The 26,708-nt window shown below is 43.3% G+C and carries 25 protein-coding genes and 2 tRNA genes; 13 read left to right on the top strand and 14 right to left on the bottom strand.

Annotated features, from left to right (window positions below):
- Positions 1-60: 60 nt before the first annotated feature.
- Positions 61-131 (top strand) — tRNA-Lys (locus CDG76_RS02020).
- Between the two features lie 101 nt (positions 132-232).
- Here the strand turns inward: CDG76_RS02020 and CDG76_RS02015 are convergent.
- Complete coding sequence (locus CDG76_RS02015; RefSeq protein WP_094347432.1) at positions 233-1,321, bottom strand: glycoside hydrolase family 3 N-terminal domain-containing protein; 1,089 nt, start codon at positions 1,319-1,321, stop codon at positions 233-235.
- A gap of 445 nt (positions 1,322-1,766) precedes the next feature.
- Here CDG76_RS02015 and pds point away from each other — a divergent pair, with 445 nt between their 5' ends.
- The 4 genes from pds (at position 1,767) to CDG76_RS01995 (ending at position 5,861) form a co-directional block, all read left to right on the top strand.
- Entirely contained in the window at positions 1,767-3,206 is a 1,440-nt protein-coding gene (gene pds / locus CDG76_RS02010; protein WP_094347431.1) for a 15-cis-phytoene desaturase, read from the top strand.
- Positions 3,190-4,122 (top strand): 15-cis-phytoene synthase CrtB, encoded by a 933-nt coding sequence (gene crtB / locus CDG76_RS02005; protein WP_094347430.1) that lies wholly within the window; start codon positions 3,190-3,192, stop codon positions 4,120-4,122. Before pds ends, crtB begins: the two co-directional genes overlap by 17 nt.
- Before the next feature lie 132 nt (positions 4,123-4,254).
- Positions 4,255-4,346, top strand: a tRNA-Ser gene (locus CDG76_RS02000).
- A 192-nt stretch (positions 4,347-4,538) separates the two neighbouring features.
- Positions 4,539-5,861, top strand: coding sequence for an ABC transporter substrate-binding protein (locus CDG76_RS01995; RefSeq protein ID WP_094347429.1), 1,323 nt, complete (start codon positions 4,539-4,541; stop codon positions 5,859-5,861).
- An 82-nt stretch (positions 5,862-5,943) separates the two neighbouring features.
- Here the strand turns inward: CDG76_RS01995 and CDG76_RS01990 are convergent, their stop codons facing one another.
- Positions 5,944-6,765 carry a hypothetical protein gene (locus tag CDG76_RS01990; RefSeq protein WP_094347428.1) on the bottom strand — a complete coding sequence of 274 codons (822 nt, stop codon included), beginning with the start codon at positions 6,763-6,765 and terminating at the stop codon, positions 5,944-5,946.
- A gap of 522 nt (positions 6,766-7,287) precedes the next feature.
- Here CDG76_RS01990 and CDG76_RS01985 point away from each other — a divergent pair.
- The gene (locus CDG76_RS01985) at positions 7,288-7,605 is read left to right on the top strand and encodes a hypothetical protein (protein WP_094347427.1); all 318 of its coding nucleotides are present in this window, start codon (positions 7,288-7,290) and stop codon (positions 7,603-7,605) included.
- A gap of 218 nt (positions 7,606-7,823) precedes the next feature.
- Complete coding sequence (locus CDG76_RS01980) at positions 7,824-9,551, top strand: succinate dehydrogenase/fumarate reductase flavoprotein subunit (protein ID WP_094347426.1); 1,728 nt, start codon at positions 7,824-7,826, stop codon at positions 9,549-9,551.
- A gap of 82 nt (positions 9,552-9,633) precedes the next feature.
- On the opposite strand, the gene CDG76_RS01975 is transcribed toward CDG76_RS01980, so the two are convergent.
- From CDG76_RS01975 to CDG76_RS01965, 3 genes are all read right to left on the bottom strand, one after another.
- Positions 9,634-9,834: a DUF6887 family protein gene (locus CDG76_RS01975; RefSeq protein ID WP_094347425.1), complete on the bottom strand. Its 201-nt coding sequence runs from the start codon at positions 9,832-9,834 to the stop codon at positions 9,634-9,636.
- A 15-nt stretch (positions 9,835-9,849) separates the two neighbouring features.
- The gene (locus CDG76_RS01970; protein ID WP_094347424.1) at positions 9,850-10,041 is read right to left on the bottom strand and encodes a DUF6888 family protein; all 192 of its coding nucleotides are present in this window, start codon (positions 10,039-10,041) and stop codon (positions 9,850-9,852) included.
- Between the two features lie 87 nt (positions 10,042-10,128).
- Positions 10,129-10,674 (bottom strand): T4SS efffector SepA family protein, encoded by a 546-nt coding sequence (locus CDG76_RS01965; RefSeq protein WP_223265100.1) that lies wholly within the window; start codon positions 10,672-10,674, stop codon positions 10,129-10,131.
- A gap of 310 nt (positions 10,675-10,984) precedes the next feature.
- Between CDG76_RS01965 and CDG76_RS01960 the strand changes: the two genes are divergently transcribed.
- Positions 10,985-11,170: a DDE transposase family protein gene (locus CDG76_RS01960; RefSeq protein ID WP_094347422.1), complete on the top strand. Its 186-nt coding sequence runs from the start codon at positions 10,985-10,987 to the stop codon at positions 11,168-11,170.
- A gap of 78 nt (positions 11,171-11,248) precedes the next feature.
- On the opposite strand, the gene ctpC is transcribed toward CDG76_RS01960, so the two are convergent.
- From ctpC to CDG76_RS01945, 3 genes are all read right to left on the bottom strand, one after another.
- A complete protein-coding gene (gene ctpC / locus CDG76_RS01955; RefSeq protein WP_094347421.1) occupies positions 11,249-12,532 on the bottom strand; it encodes a carboxyl-terminal processing protease CtpC in 1,284 nt (427 codons plus the stop codon).
- 198 nt (positions 12,533-12,730) lie between these two features.
- On the bottom strand, positions 12,731-13,957 hold the full coding sequence (gene ispG / locus CDG76_RS01950) for a (E)-4-hydroxy-3-methylbut-2-enyl-diphosphate synthase (RefSeq protein WP_094347420.1): 1,227 nt from the start codon (positions 13,955-13,957) through the stop codon (positions 12,731-12,733).
- 248 nt (positions 13,958-14,205) lie between these two features.
- Entirely contained in the window at positions 14,206-14,448 is a 243-nt protein-coding gene (locus CDG76_RS01945; RefSeq protein ID WP_223265099.1) for an SMI1/KNR4 family protein, read from the bottom strand.
- A 239-nt stretch (positions 14,449-14,687) separates the two neighbouring features.
- Here CDG76_RS01945 and CDG76_RS01940 point away from each other — a divergent pair, with 239 nt between their 5' ends.
- Both CDG76_RS01940 and CDG76_RS01935 read left to right on the top strand, forming a co-directional pair.
- The gene (locus CDG76_RS01940) at positions 14,688-14,909 is read left to right on the top strand and encodes a hypothetical protein (RefSeq protein WP_094347418.1); all 222 of its coding nucleotides are present in this window, start codon (positions 14,688-14,690) and stop codon (positions 14,907-14,909) included.
- Positions 14,910-14,948: 39 nt separating this feature from the next.
- Positions 14,949-15,986 carry an isochorismatase gene (locus tag CDG76_RS01935; protein WP_094347417.1) on the top strand — a complete coding sequence of 346 codons (1,038 nt, stop codon included), beginning with the start codon at positions 14,949-14,951 and terminating at the stop codon, positions 15,984-15,986.
- A gap of 96 nt (positions 15,987-16,082) precedes the next feature.
- Here the strand turns inward: CDG76_RS01935 and CDG76_RS01930 are convergent, their stop codons facing one another.
- Complete coding sequence (locus CDG76_RS01930) at positions 16,083-16,982, bottom strand: LysM peptidoglycan-binding domain-containing M23 family metallopeptidase (protein WP_094347416.1); 900 nt, start codon at positions 16,980-16,982, stop codon at positions 16,083-16,085.
- Between the two features lie 257 nt (positions 16,983-17,239).
- Here CDG76_RS01930 and CDG76_RS01925 point away from each other — a divergent pair, with 257 nt between their 5' ends.
- Positions 17,240-18,448 (top strand): HhoA/HhoB/HtrA family serine endopeptidase, encoded by a 1,209-nt coding sequence (locus CDG76_RS01925; RefSeq protein ID WP_094347415.1) that lies wholly within the window; start codon positions 17,240-17,242, stop codon positions 18,446-18,448.
- 97 nt (positions 18,449-18,545) lie between these two features.
- Here the strand turns inward: CDG76_RS01925 and CDG76_RS01920 are convergent, their stop codons facing one another.
- The 3 genes from CDG76_RS01920 to ispD all read right to left on the bottom strand — a co-directional run bounded on the left by CDG76_RS01920 (position 18,546) and on the right by ispD (position 20,574).
- Positions 18,546-18,893, bottom strand: coding sequence for a DUF760 domain-containing protein (locus tag CDG76_RS01920; RefSeq protein ID WP_094347414.1), 348 nt, complete (start codon positions 18,891-18,893; stop codon positions 18,546-18,548).
- Between the two features lie 171 nt (positions 18,894-19,064).
- Positions 19,065-19,607 (bottom strand): SMC-Scp complex subunit ScpB, encoded by a 543-nt coding sequence (gene scpB / locus CDG76_RS01915; RefSeq protein WP_094347413.1) that lies wholly within the window; start codon positions 19,605-19,607, stop codon positions 19,065-19,067.
- Between the two features lie 277 nt (positions 19,608-19,884).
- Positions 19,885-20,574, bottom strand: a complete 690-nt coding sequence (gene ispD, locus CDG76_RS01910; protein ID WP_094347412.1) for a 2-C-methyl-D-erythritol 4-phosphate cytidylyltransferase — start codon at positions 20,572-20,574, stop codon at positions 19,885-19,887.
- A gap of 69 nt (positions 20,575-20,643) precedes the next feature.
- On the opposite strand from ispD, the gene CDG76_RS01905 reads away from it, so the two are divergent.
- The gene (locus CDG76_RS01905) at positions 20,644-21,603 is read left to right on the top strand and encodes a glycosyltransferase family 9 protein (protein ID WP_094347411.1); all 960 of its coding nucleotides are present in this window, start codon (positions 20,644-20,646) and stop codon (positions 21,601-21,603) included.
- Between the two features lie 218 nt (positions 21,604-21,821).
- Here CDG76_RS01905 and CDG76_RS01900 read toward each other — a convergent pair whose 3' ends face one another.
- On the bottom strand, positions 21,822-22,292 hold the full coding sequence (locus CDG76_RS01900; protein WP_094347410.1) for a CRR6 family NdhI maturation factor: 471 nt from the start codon (positions 22,290-22,292) through the stop codon (positions 21,822-21,824).
- A 663-nt stretch (positions 22,293-22,955) separates the two neighbouring features.
- Here CDG76_RS01900 and CDG76_RS01895 point away from each other — a divergent pair.
- The gene (locus tag CDG76_RS01895; RefSeq protein ID WP_094347409.1) at positions 22,956-23,402 is read left to right on the top strand and encodes a Fur family transcriptional regulator; all 447 of its coding nucleotides are present in this window, start codon (positions 22,956-22,958) and stop codon (positions 23,400-23,402) included.
- Positions 23,403-23,650: 248 nt separating this feature from the next.
- Here CDG76_RS01895 and CDG76_RS01890 read toward each other — a convergent pair whose 3' ends face one another.
- Positions 23,651-26,641, bottom strand: a complete 2,991-nt coding sequence (locus tag CDG76_RS01890) for a pentapeptide repeat-containing protein (protein WP_094347408.1) — start codon at positions 26,639-26,641, stop codon at positions 23,651-23,653.
- Positions 26,642-26,708 lie beyond the last annotated feature (67 nt).

Below are 26,708 nucleotides of genomic sequence, written 5' to 3'. Positions count from 1 at the left end.
GTGTTACAAAGCTGCGATGTAATACGATCGCACTTGCTCATTTCTTTTTCAAATTAACTAGGGTGGTTGGCATACCGGCTGTGCAGCGGGCTTTTAACCCGCAGAAATAGGTTCGACCCCTATACCACCCACTAAACAATTAAAAATTTAAAATTTAAAATTCAAAATTAAGAAATGCAATCTTAGTTAGCCTTTTGGCAATTGCTAATATGCAACTTGAATGCGCGTTGGGTTATGAATAGCAACTAGCGATCGCTAGTTGAGCATGTTGCAATAATACATCTTTATCCAAAGCATGTATGGGATATTGCGGTGTTACTGCCAGTAGTTTCTCAATTCTTTCTCTAGCTGCTTCTACCACTGCTTCATCTAAGCTACCGTTACTGAGCGAATCAGCAAAATCTTCAGCAATCCGATAAGTTCTTTCAATAGATGATGAATTAATATTACGCGACACAATAAACAGATCGCAGCCTGCATTTAATGACCGCGCCACAGTACCAGCTTTCATAAACATATCTGAGATCGCTTTCATATCCAAATCATCAGATACAACCACTCCCTCAAAGCCAAGTTGCTCTCTAAGTATGGTTTTGAGGATAGCCTGAGAAAGCGTTCCTGGTACATCAGGATCTATCTTGGGAAATAAGATATGGACAGTCATAATCAAAGGAATCTGTACTTCGATTAAAGCTCTGAAGGGTATAAGTTCTCGAAGTCGCAGGTCTTCTAGAGTTAAATTCAGTATTGGTAGCTCAATGTGAGAGTCCTTGCTGGTGTCTCCATGTCCGGGGAAGTGTTTAGCGCATCCCAAAATTCCTAAATCTCGAAGTCCAAGGTAATAGTCACGGGCACCTTGAGTAGCGGTTTCGGGAGTGTTACCAAAGGCGCGAGGCCCAATCACGGGGTTGTCGGGATGGGAAAAAATATCGGCTACGGGTGCCCACGATAAGTTAATGCCCAGTGATTTTAGTTCTACTGCTGTGGCTTTTGCTACTTCATAAGCGTGCGATCGCAGTAATAAGGCATGAGGAAAGCGGGTAATTGGCGGTGGTGTACGAATTACACGACCTCCTTCATGATCGAGAGTGAGGAACATGCAATCACGTTCAGTATATTCTCGTATCTGTTTATTCAAATTCTTGAAGCTTTCCAACCAAACCTGATATGGAGTGCCATCCAAAAAGTTTTTAGCAAAAAATATCGCCCCAATCGGTTTCAATTCATTGAGTGCGCGTTTATCGTCATCGCTTAATGTCGTGCCCGAAATACCTAAAATCAGGTGATGTCCAAAGCGCTTTAGCTCCTGCGATACACCCATAATCTTTTACCTATAAGTTGTGCGGTAAACAACTTGGTTGTTCAACCTAGAGGACATAGACTTTTATCCTACACCCTTATGGGAAGCGGAAAGTTTTCCAAGTAGTCTTTAAGCAATACTCCAAATATTTCCTCAAAGCAAATACACGAATTAGGAAATAAATCAACTACTTTAAGACCGCATTTGGGATTACCCTATTTTCAGTCAAAGGAAATACTTTTGTTTGCCTAAATTTCTTCTATGTAAAGATAAATGAAATGCTCGCTCAAACCTATTGCCAACAATGGTATTAACAATTTGTTCGGGTAGGTGTGCGTAGGTAAAATTCCCTTTGGCAAAAGTTTTTTGGGGAAGCGATCGCACAATAACTGCCAAATGTAACGGATTGCAACGTATAATGAGAACGATAAAACGGTTAAGAAATATTGAAGAGCAGTAGGGTTACATGCGAGTAGCGATCGCGGGAGCGGGACTAGCAGGACTTTCCTGCGCGAAATATCTTACAGACGCAGGTCACACACCCATTGTCTTGGAACGTCGAGACGTTCTAGGCGGTAAAGTGGCTGCATGGAAAGATGCTGATGGAGACTGGTACGAAACAGGTCTGCACATCTTTTTTGGCGCATATCCCAATATGTTGCGGTTATTCAAAGAACTGGATATTGAAGATCGATTGCAGTGGAAAGAACACACAATGATCTTCAACCAGCCGGATGCACCAGGTACTTACAGTCGCTTTGATTTCCCAGATTTGCCAGCACCGATTAATGGTATAGTGGCGATTCTGCGAAACAACGACATGCTGACATGGCCAGAAAAAATCCGCTTTGGCATCGGATTATTGCCAGCCATGATTCAGGGGCAAAAGTACGTTGAAGAAATGGACAAATATTCTTGGACAGATTGGCTGCGTAAACACAAAATTCCAGAACGGGTCAATAAAGAAGTTTTTATTGCCATGGCCAAGTCGCTGAATTTCATCGGGCCAGATGAAATTTCGGCAACCATTCTTTTAACTGCCCTGAATCGTTTCCTCCAAGAAAAAAAAGGCTCGAAAATGGCCTTTCTGGATGGTTCGCCAACAGAACGATTGTGTCAGCCACTAGTGGATTACATTACCGAACGCGGTGGAGAAGTCCGCTTGAATGCCCCTTTGAAAGAGATTTTGCTAAACGCCGATGGTAGCGTCAAAGGATACTTGATTCGGGGGTTGAATGGCGAAGAGGATGAAGTTTTCACGGCAGATTTGTATGTATCTGCTATGCCAGTTGACCCTCTAAAGGTGATTTTGCCAGCACTTTGGAAAGAAATGGAGTTTTTCCAAAAGCTAGAAGGCTTGGAAGGCGTGCCTGTGATTAACGTGCATTTGTGGTTCGATCGTAAACTTACGCAAATTGATCACTTGCTATTCTCGCGATCGCCCCTCCTCAGCGTTTATGCTGATATGAGCAATACCTGCCGTGAATACGCCAACCCCGAACGCTCGATGCTGGAATTAGTTCTAGCCCCGGCAAAAGATTGGATTGCCAAATCCGATGAGGAGATTGTGGCTGCCACTATTGCCGAGTTAGAAAAACTCTTCCCCGACCACTTTGGGGGAGATAATCCAGCAACATTGCTGAAATCTCATGTGGTGAAAACGCCCCGTTCAGTTTACAAAGCGACCCCTGGTCGTCAACAGTACCGTCCCTCGCAAACAACCCCCATTAGTAACTTCTATCTCTCAGGGGATTACACCATGCAACGCTACTTAGCCAGTATGGAAGGTGCCGTACTTTCTGGTAAGCTGACAGCGCAGGCGATTTCTGAGGCCCTCCCGGTAGCAAATTCCTCAAACCTGCAAACGCTCACCCGACCGCCCGCAACGAATGCTGCAACTGCCTGATTCCCCCCCGCGCATGAAAACGCTGGTCTCTGTAGACGAGTCATACAAACTTTGTCGGCATCTCACAGCAAAGTATGCCAAGACTTTTTACCTGGGTACTTTGCTCATGAGTCCGGTAAAACGTCAATCTATTTGGTCAATTTACGCTTGGTGTCGCCGTACAGATGAATTGGTGGATGGCCCCGCATCTGCTATTACCACGCCAGAAACCCTAGACCTATGGGAACAGCAGCTGGAATCGATTTTTGCGGGGCGTCCATTAGAAAATTACGATGTAGCTTTAGTTGATACCCTCCAGCGCTTTCCGATGGACATTCAACCATTTCGGGATATGATTGCCGGTCAGCGTATGGACTTATATCGCAGTCGTTATGAAACCTTTGAGGATTTATACCTCTACTGTTACCGCGTTGCTGGCACTGTTGGCTTGATGTCAACATCAGTTATGGGTGTGGATAACACCATATATGCAGCACCGTGGCAACAGAACAAACAACCTTATGTTCCCATAGAAGAAGCGATCGCTCTCGGAATTGCCAATCAACTCACCAACATCCTGCGGGATGTGGGAGAAGATGCCAAACGAGGACGGATCTACATTCCCCTTGAAGACCTGGCAAAATTCAACTATACCGAGCAAGACTTCTTCAAAGGTGTGGTAGACGATCGTTGGCGGGCATTGATGCGTTTTCAAATTGACCGCGCCCGCCAATTTTACACCACATCCGACCAGGGAATTACTTACTTAGCATCCGATGCCCGTTGGCCTGTGTGGGCAGCATCAATGCTGTACGGTCAAATTTTGGAGGCGATTGAACGCAACGATTACGATGTATTCAGTCAGCGGGCTTACGTTCCCCAGTGGAAAAAGTTACGCACCTTGCCCATAGCTTGGATGCGATCGCAAGTCCTTTAAAAAATTAGTCATTTGTCCCTAGTTCTTAGTCATCAGTGTTTTATAAATAACCAATGACCATCACAAATGACCAATGACAAATGACTATTGACTCTTACTGGCAAGTCTGGTAACATTGATATTCGTGAGTCAGGAGAGGTGGCTGAGTGGTCGAAAGCGGCAGATTGCTAATCTGTTGTACGGCAGGCAACTCCGTACCGAGGGTTCGAATCCCTCCCTCTCCGTTTTTCAGCTTTTGATACACGGAGAATATTCTGTGTACAAAAAGAATTACTAAGATCGGCGTAAATATTTCTACTCCCAAAGATGGATGATATGATTTATCCTTTGGAGTCTTGATAAGATCCAGCTAAGTTACAAACCTAGTTTGGATCTTATTTTTAGGCTCCTAAATATCTGAGGAGTGAAAGTAATTTATGAGAAAAATTAGCGCCGCCTTAAGTTTAAGTATAGCTACCCTAGCAACTGGCTTCCTACTTGGGGCTTGTGGTGATAGCAGTACCCCGAACGGCACAGCTAACAACGGAAGTACCGCTACCCCAGCGGCAAACTCAACTACTACAAGCAGTGCTAAAGGGCTAAAAATTGGTTCCTTGCTACCGACAACAGGCGACTTGGCTTCTGTGGGACAGCAGATGTTAGGCTCTGTACCTTTACTAGTCGATACAGTCAACGCTTGCGGTGGAGTAAATGGCGAACCTGTTACTTTGGTGCAAGTAGACGACCAAACCGACCCGAAAGCTGGAGCTGCCGGTATGACCAAACTAGCAACTTTAGATAAAGTAGCAGGTGTAGTTGGTTCCTTTGCCAGTAGCGTTTCTAGTGCAGCAGTCTCCATTGCCACGCCGAATAAAGTCATGCTGGTTTCTCCTGGTAGTACCAGTCCCATATTTACCGATAAGGCTCAAAAAGGTGACTATAAAGGCTTTTGGGCACGTACCGCTCCCCCCGATACATACCAAGCACTAGCTTTAGCCCAACTTGCCAGAAAAAAAGGTTTCAAGCGAGTTTCTACAGTCGTGATTAATAATGACTATGGCGTAGGGTTTGAAAAAGCATTCGTGCAAACTTTTGAAAAATTGGGTGGAACTATAGTTAATAAAGATAAACCTGTCCGCTACGACCCAAAAGCCCAGACATTTGATACAGAAGCGGCTGCTGCATTTGCAGGTAAGCCAGATGCAGTACTGGCTGTACTCTATGCCGAAACTGGTAGTCTGTTCCTGAAAGCCGCCTATCAGCAAGGTGTGGCGAAGGGAGTGCAAATTCTGCTGACAGATGGGGTAAAATCACCTACTTTTCCCGAACAAGTTGGCAAAGGCAGTGATGGTAAATATATTTTAACTGGAGCGATCGGTACAGTACCGGGTTCCGATGGTAAAGCATTAGAAGCTTTCAACAAGCTGTGGAAGGATAAAAAGGGTAGTGCGCCAGGGGAATACGCTCCTCAAGCTTGGGATGCAGCAGCTTTGTTGACATTGGCGGCGCAAGCTGCTAAAGAAAATACAGGCGTTGGCATAGCCAGCAAAATCCGGGAAGTTGCTGATGGGCCTGGCACAGAAGTTACTGATGTCTGCGAGGGACTGAAGTTACTTAAAGATGGTAAAAAGATTAACTACCAAGGAGCTAGCGGCAACGTAGATGTTGATGCTAACGGCGATGTGGTCGGTGTATACGATGTTTGGACAGTAGGAGACGATGGCACAATCAAGGTGATTGACAAAGTTACCCCTAAGTAGAAACTTAGGAGTTAGGAGTGATGAGTTATAAATTTAATAATTTAATCTTAATAACTCCTAACTCCTAACTCCTAACTCTTAACTATTTAATCCCACTGAAGTTGTAACCAACTCCTAACAACAAGCCCACATCAGTTTCATCGAAAAATCCGGCATTGATAGCAGCTGTTGCCGTAAATTGAGAAGTTAGAGGCACATCAATGCCACCAGACACCAAAAAGGCAAATTTTGAATCATCACCAGTTTTGTAAGCTGCACCCACTCCGACGTAAGGTGCGATCGCTAATGGTTCGCTAAAAGCATCTGCTGATTTAAAGGTAAAATCGTAGGTGATCGGAAGTAGAACTGTGGTGTTGTCCCCAAATATGGCTGAGGGTCGCACTGATATAGAATTTGTCAGTCCGATTTTGCTGACTACTGCAAAGTTACCGTCGCCCAAAGACGTGTCACCACCATTCAAACCAATGTTAGCAGCGATGCCAAGATAGCTGCTGCCACCACGGGTATTTGTACCTAAATCAATATCCGATTGCGCCACTCTTGTCGCAGATGGTTGAGCAGTCGTTTGAGAAGTCGGTTGTACAGGTTCGGTGAGCGTTGCAGATGAGGTCGCCACTGTGCCTGGAACGGGTATGGGTGTTACACTGGCGTTTTCTTGTATCGCAGTGTTGGGCAATTGCTCTACCTTAGTTAAATTTGTGACTGTAAAAGTTTCAGTTGTTTCTGTAGAGAGATTTTGGCTAAACTCTTGGGGAGACACTACGGTTGCGGAAGGTTCAGTTAATGGCTGATTGCTCAACTTGTTTACTGTCTGGGCGCTTGCAGATAAACCGCTACTCAGGAATGCAAGAGCAGCTATACTTGGCAACCAAAAAACACCTTTACGAAGAAAAATAGTATTCACGTTCACTCCTAAAACAATGTTGCCATGAAAAATAAAGATTTTTGTTGATTTAAGTCAACAAATTCGGGCAATATTCAAAATTTAACATCAAAAAATCGGTTTTTGCATTCTGACTTTACTTGATTTCTCTAGTTAATATTTACTAACAAAAAATTAAATTTTATAGCAATCCTGAATCACTGATGAGAAACAAGATACCCAACAACTTTTACAAGGTCGGCGATTTTTGGGTTGTAATTTTCACAAATTAAATAGAATTGCTATATATATTTATTTTAAATATCCTGAATTAGATAGATGACAAATAGTCTCTTTGGTTAAAATTAAGATAGTGTTTGTTAAGGAGCCGATCGCGACCTCTCCTAATGCAGAGAAGAAGTTTTTTAGCATAGCTGTCTTACCGCCAAAGGCAGCTAAATTGTAAAGTGATATTACGAAGCTTGCAAAAATATTTAGAAATTGCCTAGAAGGCAAACATAGTTCTAACGTAGAACCTATTAGGAGAGACTGGAGGCAAATGTGATGATCGGAAATAATATTCAAAAGTATCGGTTTGTCTGTACCCTGACTTTCGGTGATATCTACGGTCAAATAATTGTTTGGTTAATTACGATTACCCTAAGTTTGGCATCAGCTTTGGCGCTGATGGGTGCCAAGCGGCCCGTGTACGCTTTAGCAACAGCGGGTCTGGTCGTTCTGTTATCGCTACCTTTCTTGTTGTTTGCGTTTGTCACTACCTTGTTAAATCATATTGAACTCACTCCTGTAGGGCCTGAAACCAAAATGGAACCCATGCCAGGTAATGTGTCTCAGCAACAACCTGTAGAAGCAACTAGCTAAAGAGTTAAGAGTTAGAAGTTAGGAGTTATGAGTCACTCTATCTGTCCCAATAATTCTTCATTTTTAATTTTTTACTCCTAATTCCAAAATTTGTAATTATATCCCTGTCATTTGTAGGCAGGGAATTTTTTTTTGAAAGATGCTACTGTTGCAACGCATTACCTGATTAATCACGTCTCTACAATAGAACAGCAGGGGTTTGCAGTCAGGGGCTAAATATGATTGAACATGATGTGATTATTGTCGGGGGTGGATTGGCAGGATGTCGCGCTGCTGTAGAAATTGCCCGTATTGACCCTAGTTTAAATATTGCTGTGGTTGCCAAAACCCATCCAATTCGTTCCCACTCGGTTGCGGCTCAAGGTGGTATGGCTGCATCGCTGAAAAATGTTGATTCCGAAGATAGTTGGGAAGCACACGCTTTTGATACTGTCAAGGGTTCTGATTACTTGGCAGACCAAGATGCCGTAGCAATTCTCACCCAAGAAGCGCCAGGTGTGGTGATTGACTTGGAACATCTCGGCGTTTTGTTCTCTCGCTTACCCGATGGGCGCATTGCCCAACGGGCTTTTGGCGGACATTCCCACAACCGCACTTGCTACGCCGCTGACAAAACCGGTCACGCGATTTTGCACGAATTGGTTAACAATTTGCGGCGTTATGGGGTGCAAGTTTATGAAGAGTGGTACGTGATGCGTCTCATTTTGGAAGAGAATGAGGCCAAGGGTGTGGTCATGTTCCATCTTTTGGATGGACATATAGAGGTGGTGCGAGCCAAGGCGGTGATGTTTGCCACAGGGGGCTATGGTCGCGTTTATAACACTACCTCTAATGATTACGCTTCTTCGGGTGATGGTTTGGCAATGACTGCGATCGCAGGTTTGCCCCTCGAAGATATGGAATTTGTGCAGTTTCATCCCACTGGTTTATATCCAGTAGGGGTGCTGATTTCAGAAGCGGTACGGGGTGAAGGGGCGTATCTGATTAATAGTGAAGGCGATCGCTTTATGGCGAACTATGCCCCCAGTCGCATGGAACTAGCTCCTCGTGATATTACCTCACGAGCGATCGCTTACGAAATTCGTGCCGGACGTGGTATTCATCTTGATGGCAGTGCTGGCGGCCCCTTTGTCTATCTGGATCTACGCCATCTGGGCAAAGAAAAAATTATGAGTCGCGTTCCCTTCTGCTGGGAAGAAGCCCATCGTTTAGTAGGTGTTGACGCAGTAACTCAACCGATGCCAGTCCGTCCGACAATTCACTATTGTATGGGTGGTATCCCAGTTAACACCGATGGTCAAGTTCGCAGTAGTGGCGATGGTTTAGTTGATGCTTTCTTTGCTGCGGGTGAAACATCTTGTGTTTCTGTACATGGTGCAAATCGTTTGGGGAGTAATTCACTGCTGGAGTGTGTAGTTTATGGTAAAAGAACTGGGGCTGCGATCGCCAAATTTGTGCAAAAACGTAAGTTACCTTCTGTAGATGAGCAACGGTATGTAACAGAAGCCCAGCAACAAATTCAAGCTTTGCTAGAACAACCAGGACAGTACCGCATTAACCAAGTCCGTGAAGCTTTTCAGGATTGTATGACTGAGTACTGTGGTGTTTTCCGCACTGAGGCATTAATGACTGAAGGGTTGCAGAAATTAGAAGAAATACAAAAAAAATACCCGCAAATTTATTTAGATGACAAAGGTAGTTGCTGGAATACAGAACTCGTAGAAGCCTTAGAATTGCGAAGTTTGATGGTAGTAGGGCAGACCATTTTGGCATCAGCCCTAAATCGCCAAGAAAGTCGTGGCGCTCATTTCCGCGAAGATTATTCCGAGCGAGATGATAGCAATTTTCTCAAACACACAATGGCTTACTATTCACCCGCGGGAATTGATATTCAATATCGACCGGTAGCGATTACTATGTTTGAGCCAAAAGAGCGGAAGTATTAACCAAAAGTAAATTTATGTGAGAAATCGAGGGGACTACAAAAATTGTGTCCACCTCGATTAAGAATATGAAATTATTAAGTTATCAATCAGAACCTAATTGTTTTTGAATCACAGCTATTATCTTTTCTTCCCAAGCCGGATCATTTAATTTTATTGCAGCATCACGATGACGAGATTTTCGTCTATCCATGTAAGCATAAAAGGCTTCCTTATCATCTCTGTGGGTGAGAAAGTAACTCTTTAGCTCTTGGTCGCTCATTGCTGCATAGTTTACCATATTCATAGTTCTATACTACATTCATGGTTCTATACTACCATCTGGCATAATTTCTAGCTGTATTCCTTCATTTTGGCCAGCTAATATAAATATATTGAGCGATCGTTCATCTAATCGCACGATGTGAATTGGCTGAAACACCACATTTGTAAGTTGATGGCAAAGTCTATATAACGATTGTAGCTGTTCTACTCTTGGTTGTAGCTCGTCCATAAATTTTCCTCTTTATAAATTTATATGTAACGAAATTATTAATATAAACCCATCAAGTGATGCTCTCATAGTTGTGATTCTCACATCCTATTTAGCATTCCAAATGAACTTCGCTTTCTCACCGGGATACGCTGCTCCCTCTTTGTCGCGCCACTCGAAGTATATTTCGATTGGCATTTTCAAATTCTTCATTAAGTGCAAAGTGTTACGCCACGCTAGATTTGAATCTACACCCTGTATCGAAATGTTTACCTCTGGCAAGTAGTGAAAACCAGAATTAATTTTTTCACCCTTAACGACATGAGATAGAGTTAGTTTGATCAGATCCTCTACTGAAAATCCTTGTCGAATAGCAATTTCGTGCGCTGCATCAACGATTTTGTTCCAGTTCGGTTGATGAATATCCTGACCACCAATGACGGCTCGAAGCACTCTGGTATGGTGCAAATTGCTTACAGCATCAGGTTCAATAACTCTATAATTTTCAGTTTCAGAAACTTGCTGAGGCTGATAACGTGCCTCATATTCATTCAATAACTTCTCAATAACAGTGATGGGTGTATCCTCGAAAGGGACAGCCAGGGCTTGGAGCCTTTTGTAAATGGGATCAGGTATTCTGATAACTGGCATCATATATCCTTGTGTATTTACTCTTATCTATATATAGACGTAACACATATATATTTAAAACGCCAACTACTTTCTAATCTGTATCAGTCCATCCAGATTTTCTGCTACGGCCAAAAGATAGCGAATTAACAGAGAAAATCTTTTGAGTGTAGAGTTAGCTACAGAAACGACCCTCAAGCATCTAAGATATTATTGAACCGTAAAAAAACTGATTATACAATTACACTTGCTAAATCCCAGATTCAGCAAGTGCGAAGGTATTTTCTGTATGCAGTAAAATTCTGACTATAAAAACAAGATTTTTATTTAAAATATGAACGCTCCACAAACTTGGTATATTGTCAAGCGCTCTGCTGGAAGTTGCGAAATTATCCCCAGCGACCAAGTTGATAACGATAATTTAGAAATTATAGAACAGTGGGGGCCTTTTAGTTCGCAAGAAGAAGCGATCGCTCGACGTGTCGGACTTATTAGGGCTGGAAAGTGCAAACCAGTTTAAGTTAGTAGTTAGAAGTTGGCAGTGATGGACTTTATTCCTAACTCCTCACTATTCACTCCTAACTTTATTCCTAACTCTTCATTTTTCTGCTGTAGGTGTCCCCTGAGCAGCAATTTTTTTACCTATCACTTCCACTGCTTTAGCGAATTGAGGGTCTGCAAGAGTCGCGAGTTTGTCACGTTCATGGAGCCACAAATCCTCCATCTGCTTTTTGCTCAAATCCACCTTCACATCTGGCGAAATGCCTTTGTGATTGATATCTGTACCATTGGGAGTATAGTAATGAGCAATTGTCACCGCTAATCCTGAGCCATCTTCCAGGGGACGCACCGATTGCACTAGTCCCTTACCAAAGGTTTGAGTACCGACCAAAGTAGCACGCTTATTATCCTGCAAAGCCCCTGAGAGGATTTCACTGGCACTAGCTGAACCTTTATCTACCAGCACCACCAATGGTTTAGTTGTCAAGGCTCGTCCGTTTGCCTCTTCCTTTTCTGCCTCTCCTTGGCGTTCAACTGTGGAGACAATCTTACCTTTATCTATCCACATCCGGGCAATATCGACACTGGAGAAAAGTAAGCCGCCTGGATTACCGCGCAAATCAAGGATATATCCAGCTACCTTTTTGCTTTCTAAATCTTTGATGGCAATTTGCATTTCTTTACCAGCATTGGCGCTGAACTGGTTCAAGCGGATGTAGCCAAGATTTCCGGCTGGGGTTTTCTTTTGAGAAAACTTAACTGGATGGATTTCAATGCGTGCCCGTTTGATGTCAAACTGTTTTGTCTTACCATCGCGCACAATTGTCAAGCTGACTTGAGATCCTGCTTCACCCCTAATCAAGGACACTGCCTGATTAGTATCCATCCCCTTAGTATCTTTGCCGTCAATTTTGAGAATGATATCTTTTGCTAAAACACCAGCTTTAAAGGCTGGTGTATCTTCGATTGGCGCAATTACAACCAATTGCTTGGTTTTTTCATCCTGACTAATGGTGATTCCAATCCCTGTCAATTCTCCAGAGGTATCCACCTGCATATTCTTGAATTCTTCTGGGTCCATAAATCGGGTGTAGGGGTCTTCTAGCTTTTTCAGCATTTCCCGAATGGACTTATACGCATCCTGCGGATTACTGTAGGACTTGCTCAAATATTCCTTACGAACAGCCTGCCAATCTACCTGATTAAAAGTACCGTCAACATATTGGCGCTGAACAATTTGCCAAACTTCATCTACTAATTCTTTAGGACTTGCTTTAAATAAAGCCTGACCTCGCGAATGAATGCCAAGGCTTGTAACAGCGATCGTGGAGAGTGTAACTGCCGTAGCACCCAAAACAAGCCTACTTTTTGTAATCACCATAATGACAGCTGCGTCAGAGGGAAAATTTATAGTCAGTATGCTCAATCTAACACAGGCTACTACTGTACAGACCGAGTATGTATTCTTAATTTAAACAAAATACTTGACAATCTGGCAAATTGGGGGATTGGGGACTAGGGATTGGAGATTGCTTATTCTTCCCCTGCTTCCCCTGCTTCCCCTGCCCCCCTGCTCCCTTTATGGTTCTACCCAGCGTTCATCTGCCTTAATGAGGTTAATTAATTCCTCTACACCTTTGTCTTCTGGGACTTTTTTAATTTCTTCTCGGCCACGATACAAAGAAATGTAACCAGGTGTTTTGCCAACATAACCATAGTCGGCATCTGCCATTTCTCCCGGGCCATTGACAATGCAACCCATAACTGCAATGTCAAGACCTGTTAAGTGTTTAGTGGCTTCCCGAACTTTGTGCAGCACTTCTTCTAGGTTAAACAAAGTGCGTCCACAGGAAGGACAAGCGACGTATTCCACCATCGTTTTTCGCAATCCCAAAGCTTGGAGAATGCTGTAACAGACGGGAATTTCTTTTTCTGGTGCTTCTGTGAGTGAGACGCGGATTGTATCACCAATGCCATCAGCAAGTAAGGTAGCAATACCAGCCGTAGATTTAATTCGCCCGTATTCGCCATCACCGGCTTCTGTAACGCCTAAATGTAACGGATAATCCATACCCAGGTCATCCATGCGCTTGGCGATAAGGCGGTAGGCGGCCACCATCACCGGGACTCGTGAGGCTTTCATGGAAATTACGAGGTTGCGGAAATCCAAAGATTCACAGATGCGGATGAATTCTATAGCAGATTCCACCATTCCTTCGGGGGTGTCACCGTAAGTAAATAGCATTCTCTCCGCGAGGGAACCATGATTTACCCCAATTCGCATCGATTTTCCTTGATCGCGCAAAGAAACTACTAGAGGTTCTAAGGTTTCGCGGATTTTATCGCCAATTTCGTCAAATTCGCTTTTAGTATATTCAGTTCGATTGATGTTTGGCTTTTCAAACACATACAAGCCCGGATTAATCCGTACTTTCTCTATGTGCTTGGCAACTTCAACGGCGATTTTCAGCCCATTGTGATGGACATCAGCCACAATTGGCACGTCTTGGTAAGTTTTAATTAATTTTTGTTTAATTTCCCCTAAAGCTTTAGCATGAGCCATACTCGGCACTGTGACGCGGACAATTTCGCAGCCAATTTCGTGCAGACGACGAATACCAGCCACGGAACCATCAATATCAAGAGTGTCTTCGTTAATCATTGACTGCACTACAACGGGATAGCCGCCGCCAATGGTGACATTTCCCACCTTCACAGGACGGGTTTTACGCCGCTTGATAGTTGTATCAAAGGTGGCTTGAGGTGATGTGATGCTTGAAGTGTTTACTGTGGGCAGAGTTTGCATAACCTGATTAGGTAAATTTGCTGTAGCTCAAATATCAGATTTAATAAATCTCTGTTTCCCAGATTGCCACAGCTAGCGCTTTTTTGGACGATTAGTATAGAAAAAAATGGAAAATAATACAGGCAAAGAAATAAACGAGCATTTGAGGAGTTTTGCTCATTTGTAAAGATATTTTGCTTAAAAATCCTTTTATTGAGTAGCTTGAGTAGCGATCGCTTTAACCAGACTAAGTTGCGTTGCTCCTAAATTTACAGACACCAGATACTATCCGCTTTGACTATACCTCCGTATTCATGGGAGAAAACATATTGACCAGATTCTAAACCAGTGGCATATTCCTCTAGCCAGTTGTGAAAACTTGAAGCGACGAGTTGTCTCTCGCCGTCATCGTGCCACATCTGAATAATTTGTCCAACTTTGCCACCTTTAGCAGGAGCTAAGTCTAGACAATCGTGATTGCCAGCACCGTCATAGGTTAGTGGTATCTCCACCAATCTGTACAAATTCCCGCATTTATGCAACGCCAATTTATTTAATAATACAAATATACTATAGGAATCCGGTTTGAATTTTGAAAACATACTGAGACTTAAATGCATATCCAGCAAGGATTTATCTCTAAAATCCGTTCAAAAATCAAATAGGAGTCCTATATTAAGTAAAGAGGATTGAGGAGCGATCGCTCCTATCACTAGCTAAATTAGACTTATCATCAAATTCTTTGACGCCAATGCTAGAAAAAACATCTACATTCCAGAAAGCCATAGAAGCGGTAGAAGCATTAGATCCAGAAGCTCAGGCTATTCTTGTAGATATTATCCAAAAGCGCCTCAAACAACAGCGACGGTATGACTTAGTAAAGGCGGTTGCAGAAGCTCGTGAAGCCTATGCTAAAGGTGAAGTACGTAGTGGAACTGTTGCTGATTTAATGGCGGAGTTAGATGGGGATTGAAGTTATAGATGTTATTACAGAATAAAAGCGACTGTAATTATGAACACCCAAATAACAACCCAACTACCAATTCCCCCACACTTTAATCCTGAAGAAGTGGGCAAAGTCTGGCGCGTACCTTATCAAGAACGTGCCGCCGAAGCTGAAATCTGGGCAAAACAACACGATATCAAACCTGCATCTTTAGATAAAACCAGCATTTGCTTACTGTTAATTGATGTTCAAAACACCTTTTGCATCCCAGGCTTTGAATTATTTGTAGGGGGAAAATCTGGGAAAGGGGCGGTGGATGATAATGTCAGATTATGTGAGTTTATCTATCGAAACTTGGGAGTAATTACAAAAATTGTACCTACTCTAGATACCCACACAGCAACCCAAATCTTCCATCCGATATTTTGGGTGAATGCTGCCGGAGAACATCCCACCCCAGCTGCGACTAGCATTACACCAGCAGATATTCAACAAGGTATTTGGAAAGTCAACCCAGCGGTTGCTAACACTGTTACTAATGGGGATTATGAATTATTAGAAAAACACGCTTACCATTACCTTAAAAAACTTAGTCAAGATGGGAAATATCCCCTCACTGTTTGGCCTTATCATTCTATGTTGGGTGGTATTGGTCATGCTCTAGTTTCATCGGTAGAAGAAGCGATATTTTTCCACGGCATTGCGCGTCAGAGTCAAACGCAATTTGAAATCAAAGGTGAAAATCCTTTAACAGAAAACTATTCCATCTTACGTCCAGAGGTGTTAGAAGATTTTGCACAACGTCCACTTGCTCAAAAGAACACACGCCTGATTAAACAACTTTTAGAATTTGATGTTGTCATTATTGGTGGTCAAGCTAAAAGTCACTGTGTCGCTTGGACAATTGACGATTTATTAACAGAAATTAAACAGGTAGATACCACCCTTGCTCAAAAAATCTATTTGCTAGAAGATTCCACTTCGCCTGTTGTTGTTCCTGGTGTTGTGGACTACACAGAACAGGCAGATGCAGCATTTGCAAGATTTGCAGAGGCAGGAATGCACATCGTAAAATCTAGCGAAAATATAGCATCCTTTATTTAACGCAAAGGATCGCAAAGGTTTCGCAGAGTAACACAGAGATTTCCTTTGCGTTCCTCTGCGCTTTCCTTTGCGTTCCTCTGCGTTTCAAAACAAACCTCATTTCTTCAAATAACCCTTGGGATCTTCCGCTACCCAACCCAGAGATGAGCTAGAACGTACTTCAAAATGGAGATGCGGTTGAGTGGATGTTGGTTTTCCACTAGTGCCTACTGTTCCTAGTAAGTCTCCTTTTTTCACTTGTTGACCGACAGTAACTTTGATACTGTCAAGCTGGGCGTAGCGGCTTTGAAGTCCGCCACTGTGGTTAATAATGACCAACTTGCCATAGGAACCTTGATCGTTGGCAAAGGCTACAGTTCCAGGTGCGATCGCTACCACATTAGTACCAACTGGTGATAATAAGTCAACACCACTATGGAAGAAAACTTCACCTGTCGCAGGATTTATTTGCCAGCCGTAAGCTAATCCTACAGTTGCCACTTGTGCTAAGGGGTATCCAGACAAAGATGCACGGTTTGGTGTACCTGCATCAGTAGGTAAAGGGGACTTAGTTACAACACCATTAGGCGACCAATTTACCCCCGGAACAAACACGATTCTGGGGTTTTGTTGGCAGCCATTCACCTCAAACAGGCTATCAGCACGAACTTTGTATTGTGCCGCCACTTGTCGCCAAGTTTGACCGCGAGGCACTTCGACTACAATCCCATTGTAGGGAGGAATCTGAAGCACACTACCAACGGCGGCAGCTGCACCGTTCTGCAAAGCTGGATTCATGCCAATAATAGTTGTCGGAATGAGATTGTAGCGCTGCGCTATACTCTCCAAAGTTTCGCCACGAACAACTTTATGGCGTTGGAAGCGAGATAAGGCTGGAGTTGAGCAACCACCCACAGCAGCGTTAGCACTGTTTGAGTTTGAGTATGGCAGTATGCTTACTAGGCCCAAGGCGCTAACTAAGCTACAGAGAAACAGTTGACGAAAGGGTAAAGTCATGTACACAGGTCAAGAGCGCATTAACTTTAGATTTTAGATGGGAAGAATGGGAATTGGGGACTGGGGACTGGGGACTGGGGACTGGGGACTAGGAACACAAAGGAGAATAATCATGCTCAATTCCCAATCCCCAATCCCTAATCCCCAATCCCTAACGCCCAGTCCCTAATTTCTCGTAAATTGATCTGTCCACTTGCCGTTCGCTTGACTACACTTAGAAATTAGCAACTGCATTGCTGTTATTGAGCAAAACAATTATGAAGTTATCCTTAAAGCAACTGGCGGTTTATGTGTTTTTACTGGTAATTGGCGGTGGTGCAGGTTTGTTTGGCAGTCGCTATCTCCTGCCACAAAATCGCTCGTTCCAACAGTTAAAAAATGTAACAATGGCTTCGCCTCCAGAATCCGTAGTTCCGAATTCTCCTAACGGAGCTATTGGAGCTACTGGTGGCGACAACGTGAATTTTATTGCGACGGCAGTGCAAAAAGTTGGTCCGGCTGTAGTGCGAATTAATGCCACTCGCAAAGTAGCCAATCCCATCTCTGACGCTTTGAAAAATCCCCTCTTGCGGCGATTCTTTGGAGAGGATGACCAACCAATTCCTCAAGAACGCATTGAGCGCGGTACAGGATCGGGATTTATTTTGAGCGAAGATGGGGAATTACTCACCAACGCTCATGTAGTGGCAGATACAGATACAGTACAAGTTACTCTCAAGGATGGTCGGAGTTTAGAGGGGAAGGTGGTAGGAGTTGATTCTGTGACAGATGTGGCGGTGGTAAAAATAAAAGCGAATGGTTTGCCGACAGTGAAACTGGGCAATTCGCAAAACCTGGTGCCGGGACAATGGGCGATCGCTATTGGCAATCCTCTGGGTTTAGATAATACTGTTACTATCGGCATCATCAGTGCTACCGATCGCACTAGCACTCAAGTTGGTGTCCCAGATAAACGAGTCAGCTTTATCCAAACTGATGCCGCAATTAATCCTGGTAATTCTGGTGGTCCCTTATTAAACGCCCAAGGCGAAGTGATTGGTATTAACACTGCCATCCGCGCTGATGCTCAAGGACTTGGTTTCGCCATCCCCATTGAAACCGCCGCCCGCATCGCTAATGAACTTTTTACTAAAGGGCGTGTAGAACATCCCTTCTTGGGTGTTGAAATGGCAGACCTTTCTCCCATCAGAAAACAGCAGATTAATCAAGAAAATCAACTAAATATTCAGCAGGATGCTGGAATTGTGATTAAAGGAGTCACAGATGATTCCCCAGCCAAGCGTGGAGGACTGCTTCCTGGAGACGTGATTCAAAAATTTAACGGCAAACCGGTCAAAACTTCAGCCCAAGTTCAGAGGCTGGTAGAGTCTAGCAAAGTTGGAGACATAATAGCTCTCGAAGTCAACCGCAGCGGTAAAGTTCAAACCTTCAAAGTACAATCAGGAGCTTATCCTGAAAAGAAGTAGTCAAAATAATTCGTAATTCCTAGAAAGCGTCATTCCGAATTACGAATTAGTAATTATTTGGTCAATAGTTCCAGAATGTTTGACTACTGACTATTAATTATTGGCCATTAGACAAATGCTCTAACTGCATTCTTTGTTCCATCTGGCGCAGAAAATACCCTGTCATCATGGCTGATGCTAGAAGCCCAGCTAAGTTTTCCCTATCTGTTGTGATTTGCACGTTGAAATTTTCCGCGGGGAGCATTCCCACTAGCCCTTGGACATTTTGCGAGATGATTTGTTTAATTTCGGGGCTGGCGGACTGAGCAACCCTAGCTAAAACATCAGGAGACTGATGCTGTAGATATTTGAGTAACTGATTAGGGTATTCCTCAGAGTGGTCGGAAAGAAGTTGATTAGGGTGTTCCTCGGAGTTGTCATTCAAAAAGTCAGGATTAAACACCATTGGCAGTTTTATTTAGCTTAATTGCTAACTCTACTCTAAACCATAGTACAAGGCTAGCGCATTCACCACGGGTATAAGTCTAGAGGAAGGGAGTGTGATTAAGGGAGAGATGACAGATGACAGGTTATAGGGAATAATCTGCACGCTGTAACCTGTACCCTATTCCCTTCTTTACTCCCCACTCGCCACTGCCTTTAGTTCTAGTTCTAGTTCTAATTGTTCTTCCTTCTGACTGGTAGAAAGTATTTGCGGGAGTTGTTCTATTTGGAAATATTGATGAAATTTTGGGGTTACTTGGAGTGAGTAGGAGCGAGAATCGCTGTCTCGGCGCTTGCGGATGAAACCAAGTTCGACGAGTTCTGGAACGTGTTGATATACTCCCGAACCGCGCAGGTTAATCAGGTCGCTCTGAAGTATGGGACTATTAAGAGCGATCGCAGCTAAAGTCCGTAATGCACCTACACCCAATTCCACTGGTATCATCGTTTGCACTAAATCGTGAAAGTCAGACCGGAGTTGCAAACTATAACCATCTGGGGTTTCTATTACCTCTAGGGCGCTATCTCGGTGAGCATAATTGTCCATGAGTTCAATTATGCCTTCTTTGACAGTGGCGCGATCGCACGCGGCATACTCGGCGATTTCGCCGAGCGACAAGGGTTTACCCTTTAAATAGAGAATTGCTTCTATCTTCGTCGCTGTGGCTGTAATCATTTAGTCATTAGTCGTTAGTCATTGGTTATTAGTCACTTGTACTGAGCGTAGTCGAAGTATTGGTCATTAGTACATGACAACTAACAATCAACAAGTGTGTGGCATTATATCGTAAATTGTCAAAGTATTGTTTGAAACTTTCAAATTGGGGACTGGGGACTTGGGATTAGGGATTGGGGACTGGGGACTTGGAGACAAGGGGAAAGATTTGTTGCAAGTTCTCACTCAAATCACTTTGTCCTCCCCTGCCTCCCCTGCCTCCCCTGCTCCCCAGTCCCTAATCCCCAATCCCTCTACTTGTGAGAATAAATTCTGCGATCGCTAAATCTTGTGGAGTGGTCACTTTTAAATTTGTTTCCTCTCCCTCGACAATTCGGACTTCGATGCCGCACTTTTCAAATAAGGCGGCGTCGTCAGTTACTTCCCAACCTTGACGGACTCCTTCAGCATGGCACTGTTTCAACAACTTGACATCAAATCCTTGGGGGGTTTGTGCCGCCCATAGTTGTCGTCTGTCGGGTGTATCTTGAATTATGCCTTGTTCATCAACAACTTTGATGGTGTCTTTGACGGGTACACCAGCAATTAAACCGGGACAGTGGCGAATGGCCTCGGCACAAGAGTTAAATAAATCTGGTGTGGCCAGGCATCTAGCACCATCGTGAATCAACACTTGTTCTGCGGCTACTGGCAGAGATTGCAAACCATTGTAAACAGATTCTTGGCGGGTGGAGCCACCTTGAATCAATTCAACTGGTTTAGTCAGCTTCAGATCGGCGAGAATTGCATTGAACTCTGGCCAATCGCTAGACTGAGAAATAATCCCGATCCAACTGATTGTACTGGCGGCTTCTGCGGCTAATAAAGTCCAAGCAATAATTGGTTGCGATCGCACGACTAGCAGGAGTTTATTGCGGTTACTCCCCATTCTTTTTCCGATTCCCGCAGCTGGAATTAGTAAATACACAGAATTCCTCAATCTTTAAGCTATATATTTTCCCCTAAAATAGGGAGCGAGTAAGCGTCAATAAATATTATGCGAGTAGTAGCCCTTGTACCTGGCGGAATTGGCGACCAAGTTCTCTTCTTTCCGACTCTAGATGACCTGAAGCGCCATTACCCTAACGCTCAGATAGATGTCTTTGTTGAACCCCGGTCAAAGGCTGCCTACCGAGTGAGCAAGTCAGTTCACGAGGTGCTGAACTTTGATTTTAATGACCGTAACAGTCTGGCAGATTGGGGTAATTTAGTGGGGACAATTCGCGATCGCGAATACGATGTTGTCATTACTGTTAAGCAAAATTGGTTGCTTGGTCTTTTACTCTGGTTGACGGGAATTCCTATACGTATTGGCTACCAAGGCAAAGGATCGGGTTTTCTAACCCATGCTGTGCCATTTAAAGCATCCCAATATGCGGCGGCACTATACCACGATTTGCTGCAACCGTTGGAAATAAATAGCCCTGTCCCAGAGTTAGCAGTAAATGTGCCAAAACCAGATATTGAGTGGGCACAAAAGGAACAAAAACGTTTAGGGGTTCATGAAACAGGCTATATCTTGATTCATGGCGGTTCTGGCCAGTTATCCCAGGCTAAAGAACTAGATAAAATCTACCCTGTCGAAAATTGGCAGCAAATTATTCAAGCCTTCCAACAAAAACAGCCGGATTTACCTGTGGTTGTTATTAAGGGTGTTGATGATGAGCAGTTTGTGCGATCGCTTCTGGAGTCTTCTCCAGATATCAAGGTGACTGCCCCAGATGATATTGGTAAGTTAACTGCCATAATTGCCGGGGCAAATTTGATGTTATCTACTGATAGCGCGGCACTACAACTGAGTGTTGCAGTCCAAACCTATACCATTGCCATCTTGGGCCCCAGCGATCCGGCTAAGTTGTTGCCGAAAAACGATAAATTCCTGGCTATTGAATCCCTCACGGGAAAAACGGCGGATATTTCACCAAACGCAGTTTTAGAGAAAATTTGGGGTGGCTAAACCAGTAACTTTTTGAAGAAGTCAGAATTCAGAAGTCAGAATCAGAAAGTGGGAGATTCAGACCCGCTATTACGAAAGTTGACCATAAAATCTATGATTTTATGGGGGTGCAATAAATGCCATTGATTTAGTGTTCGACTGAGCTATCATGCCGAAGTCCGCTTTTTAGTTCAGAATTCATACTGAATTCTGGCTCCTGACTCCTGAATTCTTTCTTGTTAAAATATCCCAAAAAAAGCATCATCTAATTCATAACCCAGCATTTGGGCCATGGACTTTAGGCGCGAGAGGCTGGGGATGTCTTGTTGTTTGAGCCAATCGCCTAAGATAAAGATTTTATGCATCAAAAATATCTCTAAGGCTTCAGGATTGTACTGAATACCTTCTTGGGAACTAAACTGGTGTGGTACAAGCATGGCGGCATAACGAGCAAATTCTCCAGCTTTCCAATCTAGTAAAAATGGCAACCAGGGGTATTTAGCATCTAGGCGCACAAACCACAGGCGCACCTCTGGAATTTCTGAGAGTTCCCGTGGATCGCCAGGTTCGAGATTGTAATTGATATCAAAGCGTAGCTGCTGTTCATAGGATATAACCCCATCTTGCAGCAGTTTTTCAATCACCGTTGACGCAGGCGACAAATCCAGATTGTTAATGAAGTCATTATTGAGTGCGATCGCAATTGTCATTGATTCAGCAGCCACTTTCTTGATGCTCAACTGTAGGATCGAGAATATACAGTAGCAGCTTTCAGGGATTGACGCTACATTGACTTTTAATAGGACAAAGTTTTCTTCACAAATCAATTAGTATTTACTGATACTTTTTTGCTGATAATTTCGTCAACCTATACAAGGTTTAGACACAAGTCTGAACTGCTTAAATTTATTTGATACTTTTACTTAATTTTCGCTAGTTATAACAAATATACATCCAGTTACTAGCCCTGATATGAGCCACTGGCTATGGCTACTCACTTCACCGATTTTTACTCAAGTTAAATGTTACTTTTATCGTTGCTATAATTACTCGCCTTTAGCTAAATAAATACTACACGATTAATATGGTACGCCATTAGAATTAGCCTACTTGGGTAAGGCAATGCCTGCCCCAAGGTGGACATTTACAGCAATTTTAAGTTAAAGTTGTAATGAGTTTGTTTTAGATTAAGGTCTGACATAGTAGCCGTCAACAAGCAAAAAAAAATCATTATCGCCACCTGTGACTTCCACAGCATCAAAAGCCAAAACATAAGTGCAGGTAAAACAGCGGTGTGCAATATCATTGCATATATTAAATAACCAATAAACATTTAGATGGGAAAATTCCCTCAACAGTTAACAAGCTGTAATATGCAAAAACAAACAATTACTACAAGACCAATTCGTTCCTTAGAAGATGCACTTGAGCGCTGTCAAATCCTGGGTATGCGCGTCAGTCGTCAGCGTCGCTTTATTCTGGAATTACTTTGGCAAGCAAATGAACATCTTGCTGCAAGAGAGATTTACGATCGCTTGAACCACCAAGGCAAAGAGATCGGTCATACCTCTGTTTATCAAAATTTAGAAGCATTATCCAGTCAAGGCATCATTGAGTGTATTGAACGCTGTGATGGGCGTTTGTACGGCAATATCAGTGACTCTCACAGTCATATAAACTGTGTGGATACAAATCAAATTCTTGATGTTCATGTGGAACTACCAGAAGATTTGATCCGCAAAATTGAAGAAGAAACAGGAGTGCGGATTACTGACTACAGTATTAACTTTTTTGGCTACCGCAATCCGCAGGAGGGTTAGGGGGCAGGGGAGCAGGGAGCAGGGAGCAGGGAGCAGGGAGCAGGGAGCAGGGGAGCAGGGAGCAGGGAGCAGGGAGCAGGGAGCAGGGGAGCGCGGAGATGAGGGAGATGAGAGAGATGAGGGGACAAGGAGATAAACAAAACTCCTAACTCCTAACTCCTAACTCCTAACTCTTAACTCCTAACTCAGCACGGGCTAAACCTTAGCTATCCGCTAACAGCACTCAGCACTCCTAATGCCCAATCGAATTAATTACCAAAAACTGTCTCATCATCGGCATCATCATCATCATATAAATCTGCTGACAAAATTGCGCCTTCACAGCTTTCAATTAGTCCGATCGCAGGGGTTTTGCTCCAATTGACGTTTGTGTTTGGCGTGATTTTCACGGTGTTTAAGAAGGGTTGCTGCGATCGCAAATGTTTCAGTTTTTGAAACATTTCTTTAGAGAACAAAGCACCATTATCAGCGGCCAATTTTTTGTCAGTCGCCGCAAGGATAGCGTCAAATAAGCAGGCGTTGGTGAGATCGGCAGAATTAAGATTTGTCCCCATCAGGTTTGCCTGTTGCAGGTTTGCGCCTGTGAGATTTGCCTGTTGTAGGTTTGCGCCTGTCAGGTTGGCGTTTTGTAAGTTCGCGCCTGCGAGGTTAGCCTGTTGCAAATTGGCTCCAGCCAAATTCGCCCCCATTAACTCCGCATTAGATAAGTTTGTTTGCTCAAGACTCACCCCAGTTAACATCACTTGCGATAAAGAGGCTCCCGATAAATTGAGTCCAGACAAAGACTTGATTCGGGTTGCAAAAGCGCTTTTATGCAAAACCGTTGTTCTAGCAATTAGCACACTCAGCACCTCTGGGTTGAATTCTGTTAAATTGACTGGATTCCCACAAGGCCAAAATGGAACTTTTGTTTCTCGGTAGCAAGCACAAAGCAATAAAAACACATTCAGTCCTACCGCAGCATTCACCTGTTCAACATTCACAGGGTTTTGCAGTTCGTGAAAATTAGTCAAAGCGTTGTGGGCTATCCCCTCATCTAACCAACGTCCTTGACAGTAAGCACGCCAGAAAGATAAAAGACGTTGAAATAAAACTTCAAACGAAAATTTGTGTTTTTGCTGGCGACGCAATCCGGCGATCGCCAGTTCTTCAATTTCTTGGCTAAGTATCCCGTAACCTAGTAAATTATAAATATTCTGGGCCACGCTACTGGGATCAAGTACAAAAGTGGGCGTACCATAAGCCTCATCTTGGTATTGAGTCAGAAATTTAAGTTGGGCAGCAATAGCATCTGCACAAAGAGATTCTCCTAACTTGAGATGCGAAAACTCAATTAAACTACTTTTCGCTGCGCTTTTCACATCCCAAATTTTAAAATAAAACGCTGGTAAACTATTAAATTCACCAGCTAGATTAATTTGATGACGCTGTGAGTGTAAAATTTTGAGAGCGATCGCTTGCATCTGCTCAAGTAAATCTTGGGGATGACGATTAGCGAGTAAATTAGCGATCGCTTCTGGAGTCCGGTGGATATGAGCCGATCCTGAACGTAGTAGCATCGTCTTGATCCCACCAATTAGCGGATAACCCAACAACCATCGACTCAGGCGATGATGAATTTCCCATAACAGAAAAGACTTTTGGGTATCAGCAGCTAACTGCAATAGTTCCTCATCTAGCAATCCCTCGCGGTGCAAAATGCCCAATAAATGCAGCATTAGGGGTTGACGGATAAGGGCAGATAATTCTCTTAACTTTAATTGGTTGGCAAATAACCCTGCCTGCTTTAACAATGTAAATAAATGTTGAGCAATGGGTAACGATTGCACTTTTGCCCACTGCTGAAACCATTGTTTGAGTTCGTCCCCGTCCAATGGCTGAATAATGATTCGCCTCAACAATAGCGGTAGTTCCGAGACGATTTCTGGTAACGTCGCTGAACGACTTGTCAACACAATTTTGTGGCGGTGCTGAGATTGAAAGTTCAGTAATTGCTGAATAAAAATTGCTTGTGCCCTGATACCCTGAGCAGAATGGGGCAATTCATCCAAACCATCCAGCAGCAATAGACAAGGGAGATTTTCTTGCTCTAACCAAGTTGAAAGATTGACACCAAAGGCAGAATTTAGGGTTTCGATTAAAGTTTTACCGTATTGTACATCTCGCAACCTAATTACTATAGGCATCCAAGTAGGGTACAATTCCTGTGCTACCTGTGCTGCCCAAAGTTGGCAAAAACTAGTTTTTCCATAACCCGGTTCTGACTCAATGACAGCGATCGTTTCTAAATCAGTTAACTGTTGCTGTGCCCATGTTTTTAAATCAACTGGTTTAACAGCTTTTTTATCCTGCTCAGAAATATTTTCCTCTATTGGTAAGCCTTTTTGTGACACATAGATATCCTTAAGAGCAAAGGATTCCATTAGCAAAGGGATACTGAGGTTTTTAATCAAACTTGCACGGTAATGTTCTCGGTGCAAATCAATTTTTTCACTAACTGTAGAACTAACTTCTGGGGTGATGAAACTGGGAGATAATGAAATCCCCAAACGGAAAAATTTTTGCAGTTGGGCTAAAGGTGCAGCATTTTCGGTGACAACTACCAATATGTCACCAGGTAGTGAGTTGACTAAACGCTGTGTTAGAAGTTTCGCTTCCAGTTCCTCTGCACCATTGGCAACTAACCAAGCGATAGCAGCGTTATTTATTTGTTGCACCAGTAATGAATCTGCAACCGAAGACAGTGCTTGTTCTGCTTGAGTATCAGTCAATTTACCTGGGCTGAGGGTTTTCAGCAATCCTTGTAGTTGCGGATCTTGGAGGATGAGTTTACCCACGTCCTCTTTAAGTATGTGTGGTTGCATGGGTATAATTGCCCGGTCTAACCACGGTTTTTGTAAGCTTGCTTCCTGCTCTAAAATTGCCTGCAAAGCTTGGAGATAGGCAATTTGAAACGCTAGCCACGTTCCTTCGTTACGTTTTAACGGTTTTTTTTGGCTGAGGCTACGCAAAAGTTTTTCTGTCAACTGGGAAATGACACTGATTTCTTCCCAAACAATACTTAAGGGCAGTTCTAAAACCTCTACCAAGGTACAGATATCAAAAGGCATGAGGCTTTTGAGTTCCATATCCTGAACAATACGGTAGGCAATACCTGCCAATTGCCCCTCAGAAAACTCTCTGATTTGATTGATTGCGATATGGCGTTCTGCCAACCAGTGCCGAATACTCAGGTTCATTTAATCACACAGTGAAAGCTGTTTATGGCAATTATGATCGATTTATCAGTTTGCGAAAACAGGTGAC

This window comes from Nostoc sp. 'Peltigera membranacea cyanobiont' 210A (assembly GCF_002246015.1).
Lineage (GTDB): Bacteria > Cyanobacteriota > Cyanobacteriia > Cyanobacteriales > Nostocaceae > Nostoc.
This window is presented reverse-complemented; position numbering and strand designations above follow the sequence as displayed.

What these genes read in the sequence shown, in the direction of transcription:
- CDG76_RS02015 (WP_094347432.1), bottom strand. Translation starts at nt 1,321, where the DNA reads ATGGGTGTATCGCAGGAGCTAAAGCGCTTTGGACATCACCTGATTTTA.
- pds (WP_094347431.1), top strand. Translation starts at nt 1,767, where the DNA reads ATGCGAGTAGCGATCGCGGGAGCGGGACTAGCAGGACTTTCCTGCGCG.
- crtB (WP_094347430.1), top strand. Translation starts at nt 3,190, where the DNA reads ATGCTGCAACTGCCTGATTCCCCCCCGCGCATGAAAACGCTGGTCTCT.
- CDG76_RS01995 (WP_094347429.1), top strand. Translation starts at nt 4,539, where the DNA reads ATGAGAAAAATTAGCGCCGCCTTAAGTTTAAGTATAGCTACCCTAGCA.
- CDG76_RS01985 (WP_094347427.1), top strand. Translation starts at nt 7,288, where the DNA reads ATGATCGGAAATAATATTCAAAAGTATCGGTTTGTCTGTACCCTGACT.
- CDG76_RS01980 (WP_094347426.1), top strand. Translation starts at nt 7,824, where the DNA reads ATGATTGAACATGATGTGATTATTGTCGGGGGTGGATTGGCAGGATGT.
- CDG76_RS01975 (WP_094347425.1), bottom strand. Translation starts at nt 9,834, where the DNA reads ATGAATATGGTAAACTATGCAGCAATGAGCGACCAAGAGCTAAAGAGT.
- CDG76_RS01970 (WP_094347424.1), bottom strand. Translation starts at nt 10,041, where the DNA reads ATGGACGAGCTACAACCAAGAGTAGAACAGCTACAATCGTTATATAGA.
- CDG76_RS01965 (WP_223265100.1), bottom strand. Translation starts at nt 10,674, where the DNA reads ATGATGCCAGTTATCAGAATACCTGATCCCATTTACAAAAGGCTCCAA.
- CDG76_RS01960 (WP_094347422.1), top strand. Translation starts at nt 10,985, where the DNA reads ATGAACGCTCCACAAACTTGGTATATTGTCAAGCGCTCTGCTGGAAGT.
- ctpC (WP_094347421.1), bottom strand. Translation starts at nt 12,532, where the DNA reads ATGGTGATTACAAAAAGTAGGCTTGTTTTGGGTGCTACGGCAGTTACA.
- ispG (WP_094347420.1), bottom strand. Translation starts at nt 13,957, where the DNA reads ATGCAAACTCTGCCCACAGTAAACACTTCAAGCATCACATCACCTCAA.
- CDG76_RS01940 (WP_094347418.1), top strand. Translation starts at nt 14,688, where the DNA reads ATGCTAGAAAAAACATCTACATTCCAGAAAGCCATAGAAGCGGTAGAA.
- CDG76_RS01935 (WP_094347417.1), top strand. Translation starts at nt 14,949, where the DNA reads ATGAACACCCAAATAACAACCCAACTACCAATTCCCCCACACTTTAAT.
- CDG76_RS01930 (WP_094347416.1), bottom strand. Translation starts at nt 16,982, where the DNA reads ATGACTTTACCCTTTCGTCAACTGTTTCTCTGTAGCTTAGTTAGCGCC.
- CDG76_RS01925 (WP_094347415.1), top strand. Translation starts at nt 17,240, where the DNA reads ATGAAGTTATCCTTAAAGCAACTGGCGGTTTATGTGTTTTTACTGGTA.
- CDG76_RS01920 (WP_094347414.1), bottom strand. Translation starts at nt 18,893, where the DNA reads ATGGTGTTTAATCCTGACTTTTTGAATGACAACTCCGAGGAACACCCT.
- scpB (WP_094347413.1), bottom strand. Translation starts at nt 19,607, where the DNA reads ATGATTACAGCCACAGCGACGAAGATAGAAGCAATTCTCTATTTAAAG.
- CDG76_RS01905 (WP_094347411.1), top strand. Translation starts at nt 20,644, where the DNA reads ATGCGAGTAGTAGCCCTTGTACCTGGCGGAATTGGCGACCAAGTTCTC.
- CDG76_RS01900 (WP_094347410.1), bottom strand. Translation starts at nt 22,292, where the DNA reads ATGACAATTGCGATCGCACTCAATAATGACTTCATTAACAATCTGGAT.
- CDG76_RS01895 (WP_094347409.1), top strand. Translation starts at nt 22,956, where the DNA reads ATGCAAAAACAAACAATTACTACAAGACCAATTCGTTCCTTAGAAGAT.
- CDG76_RS01890 (WP_094347408.1), bottom strand. Translation starts at nt 26,641, where the DNA reads ATGAACCTGAGTATTCGGCACTGGTTGGCAGAACGCCATATCGCAATC.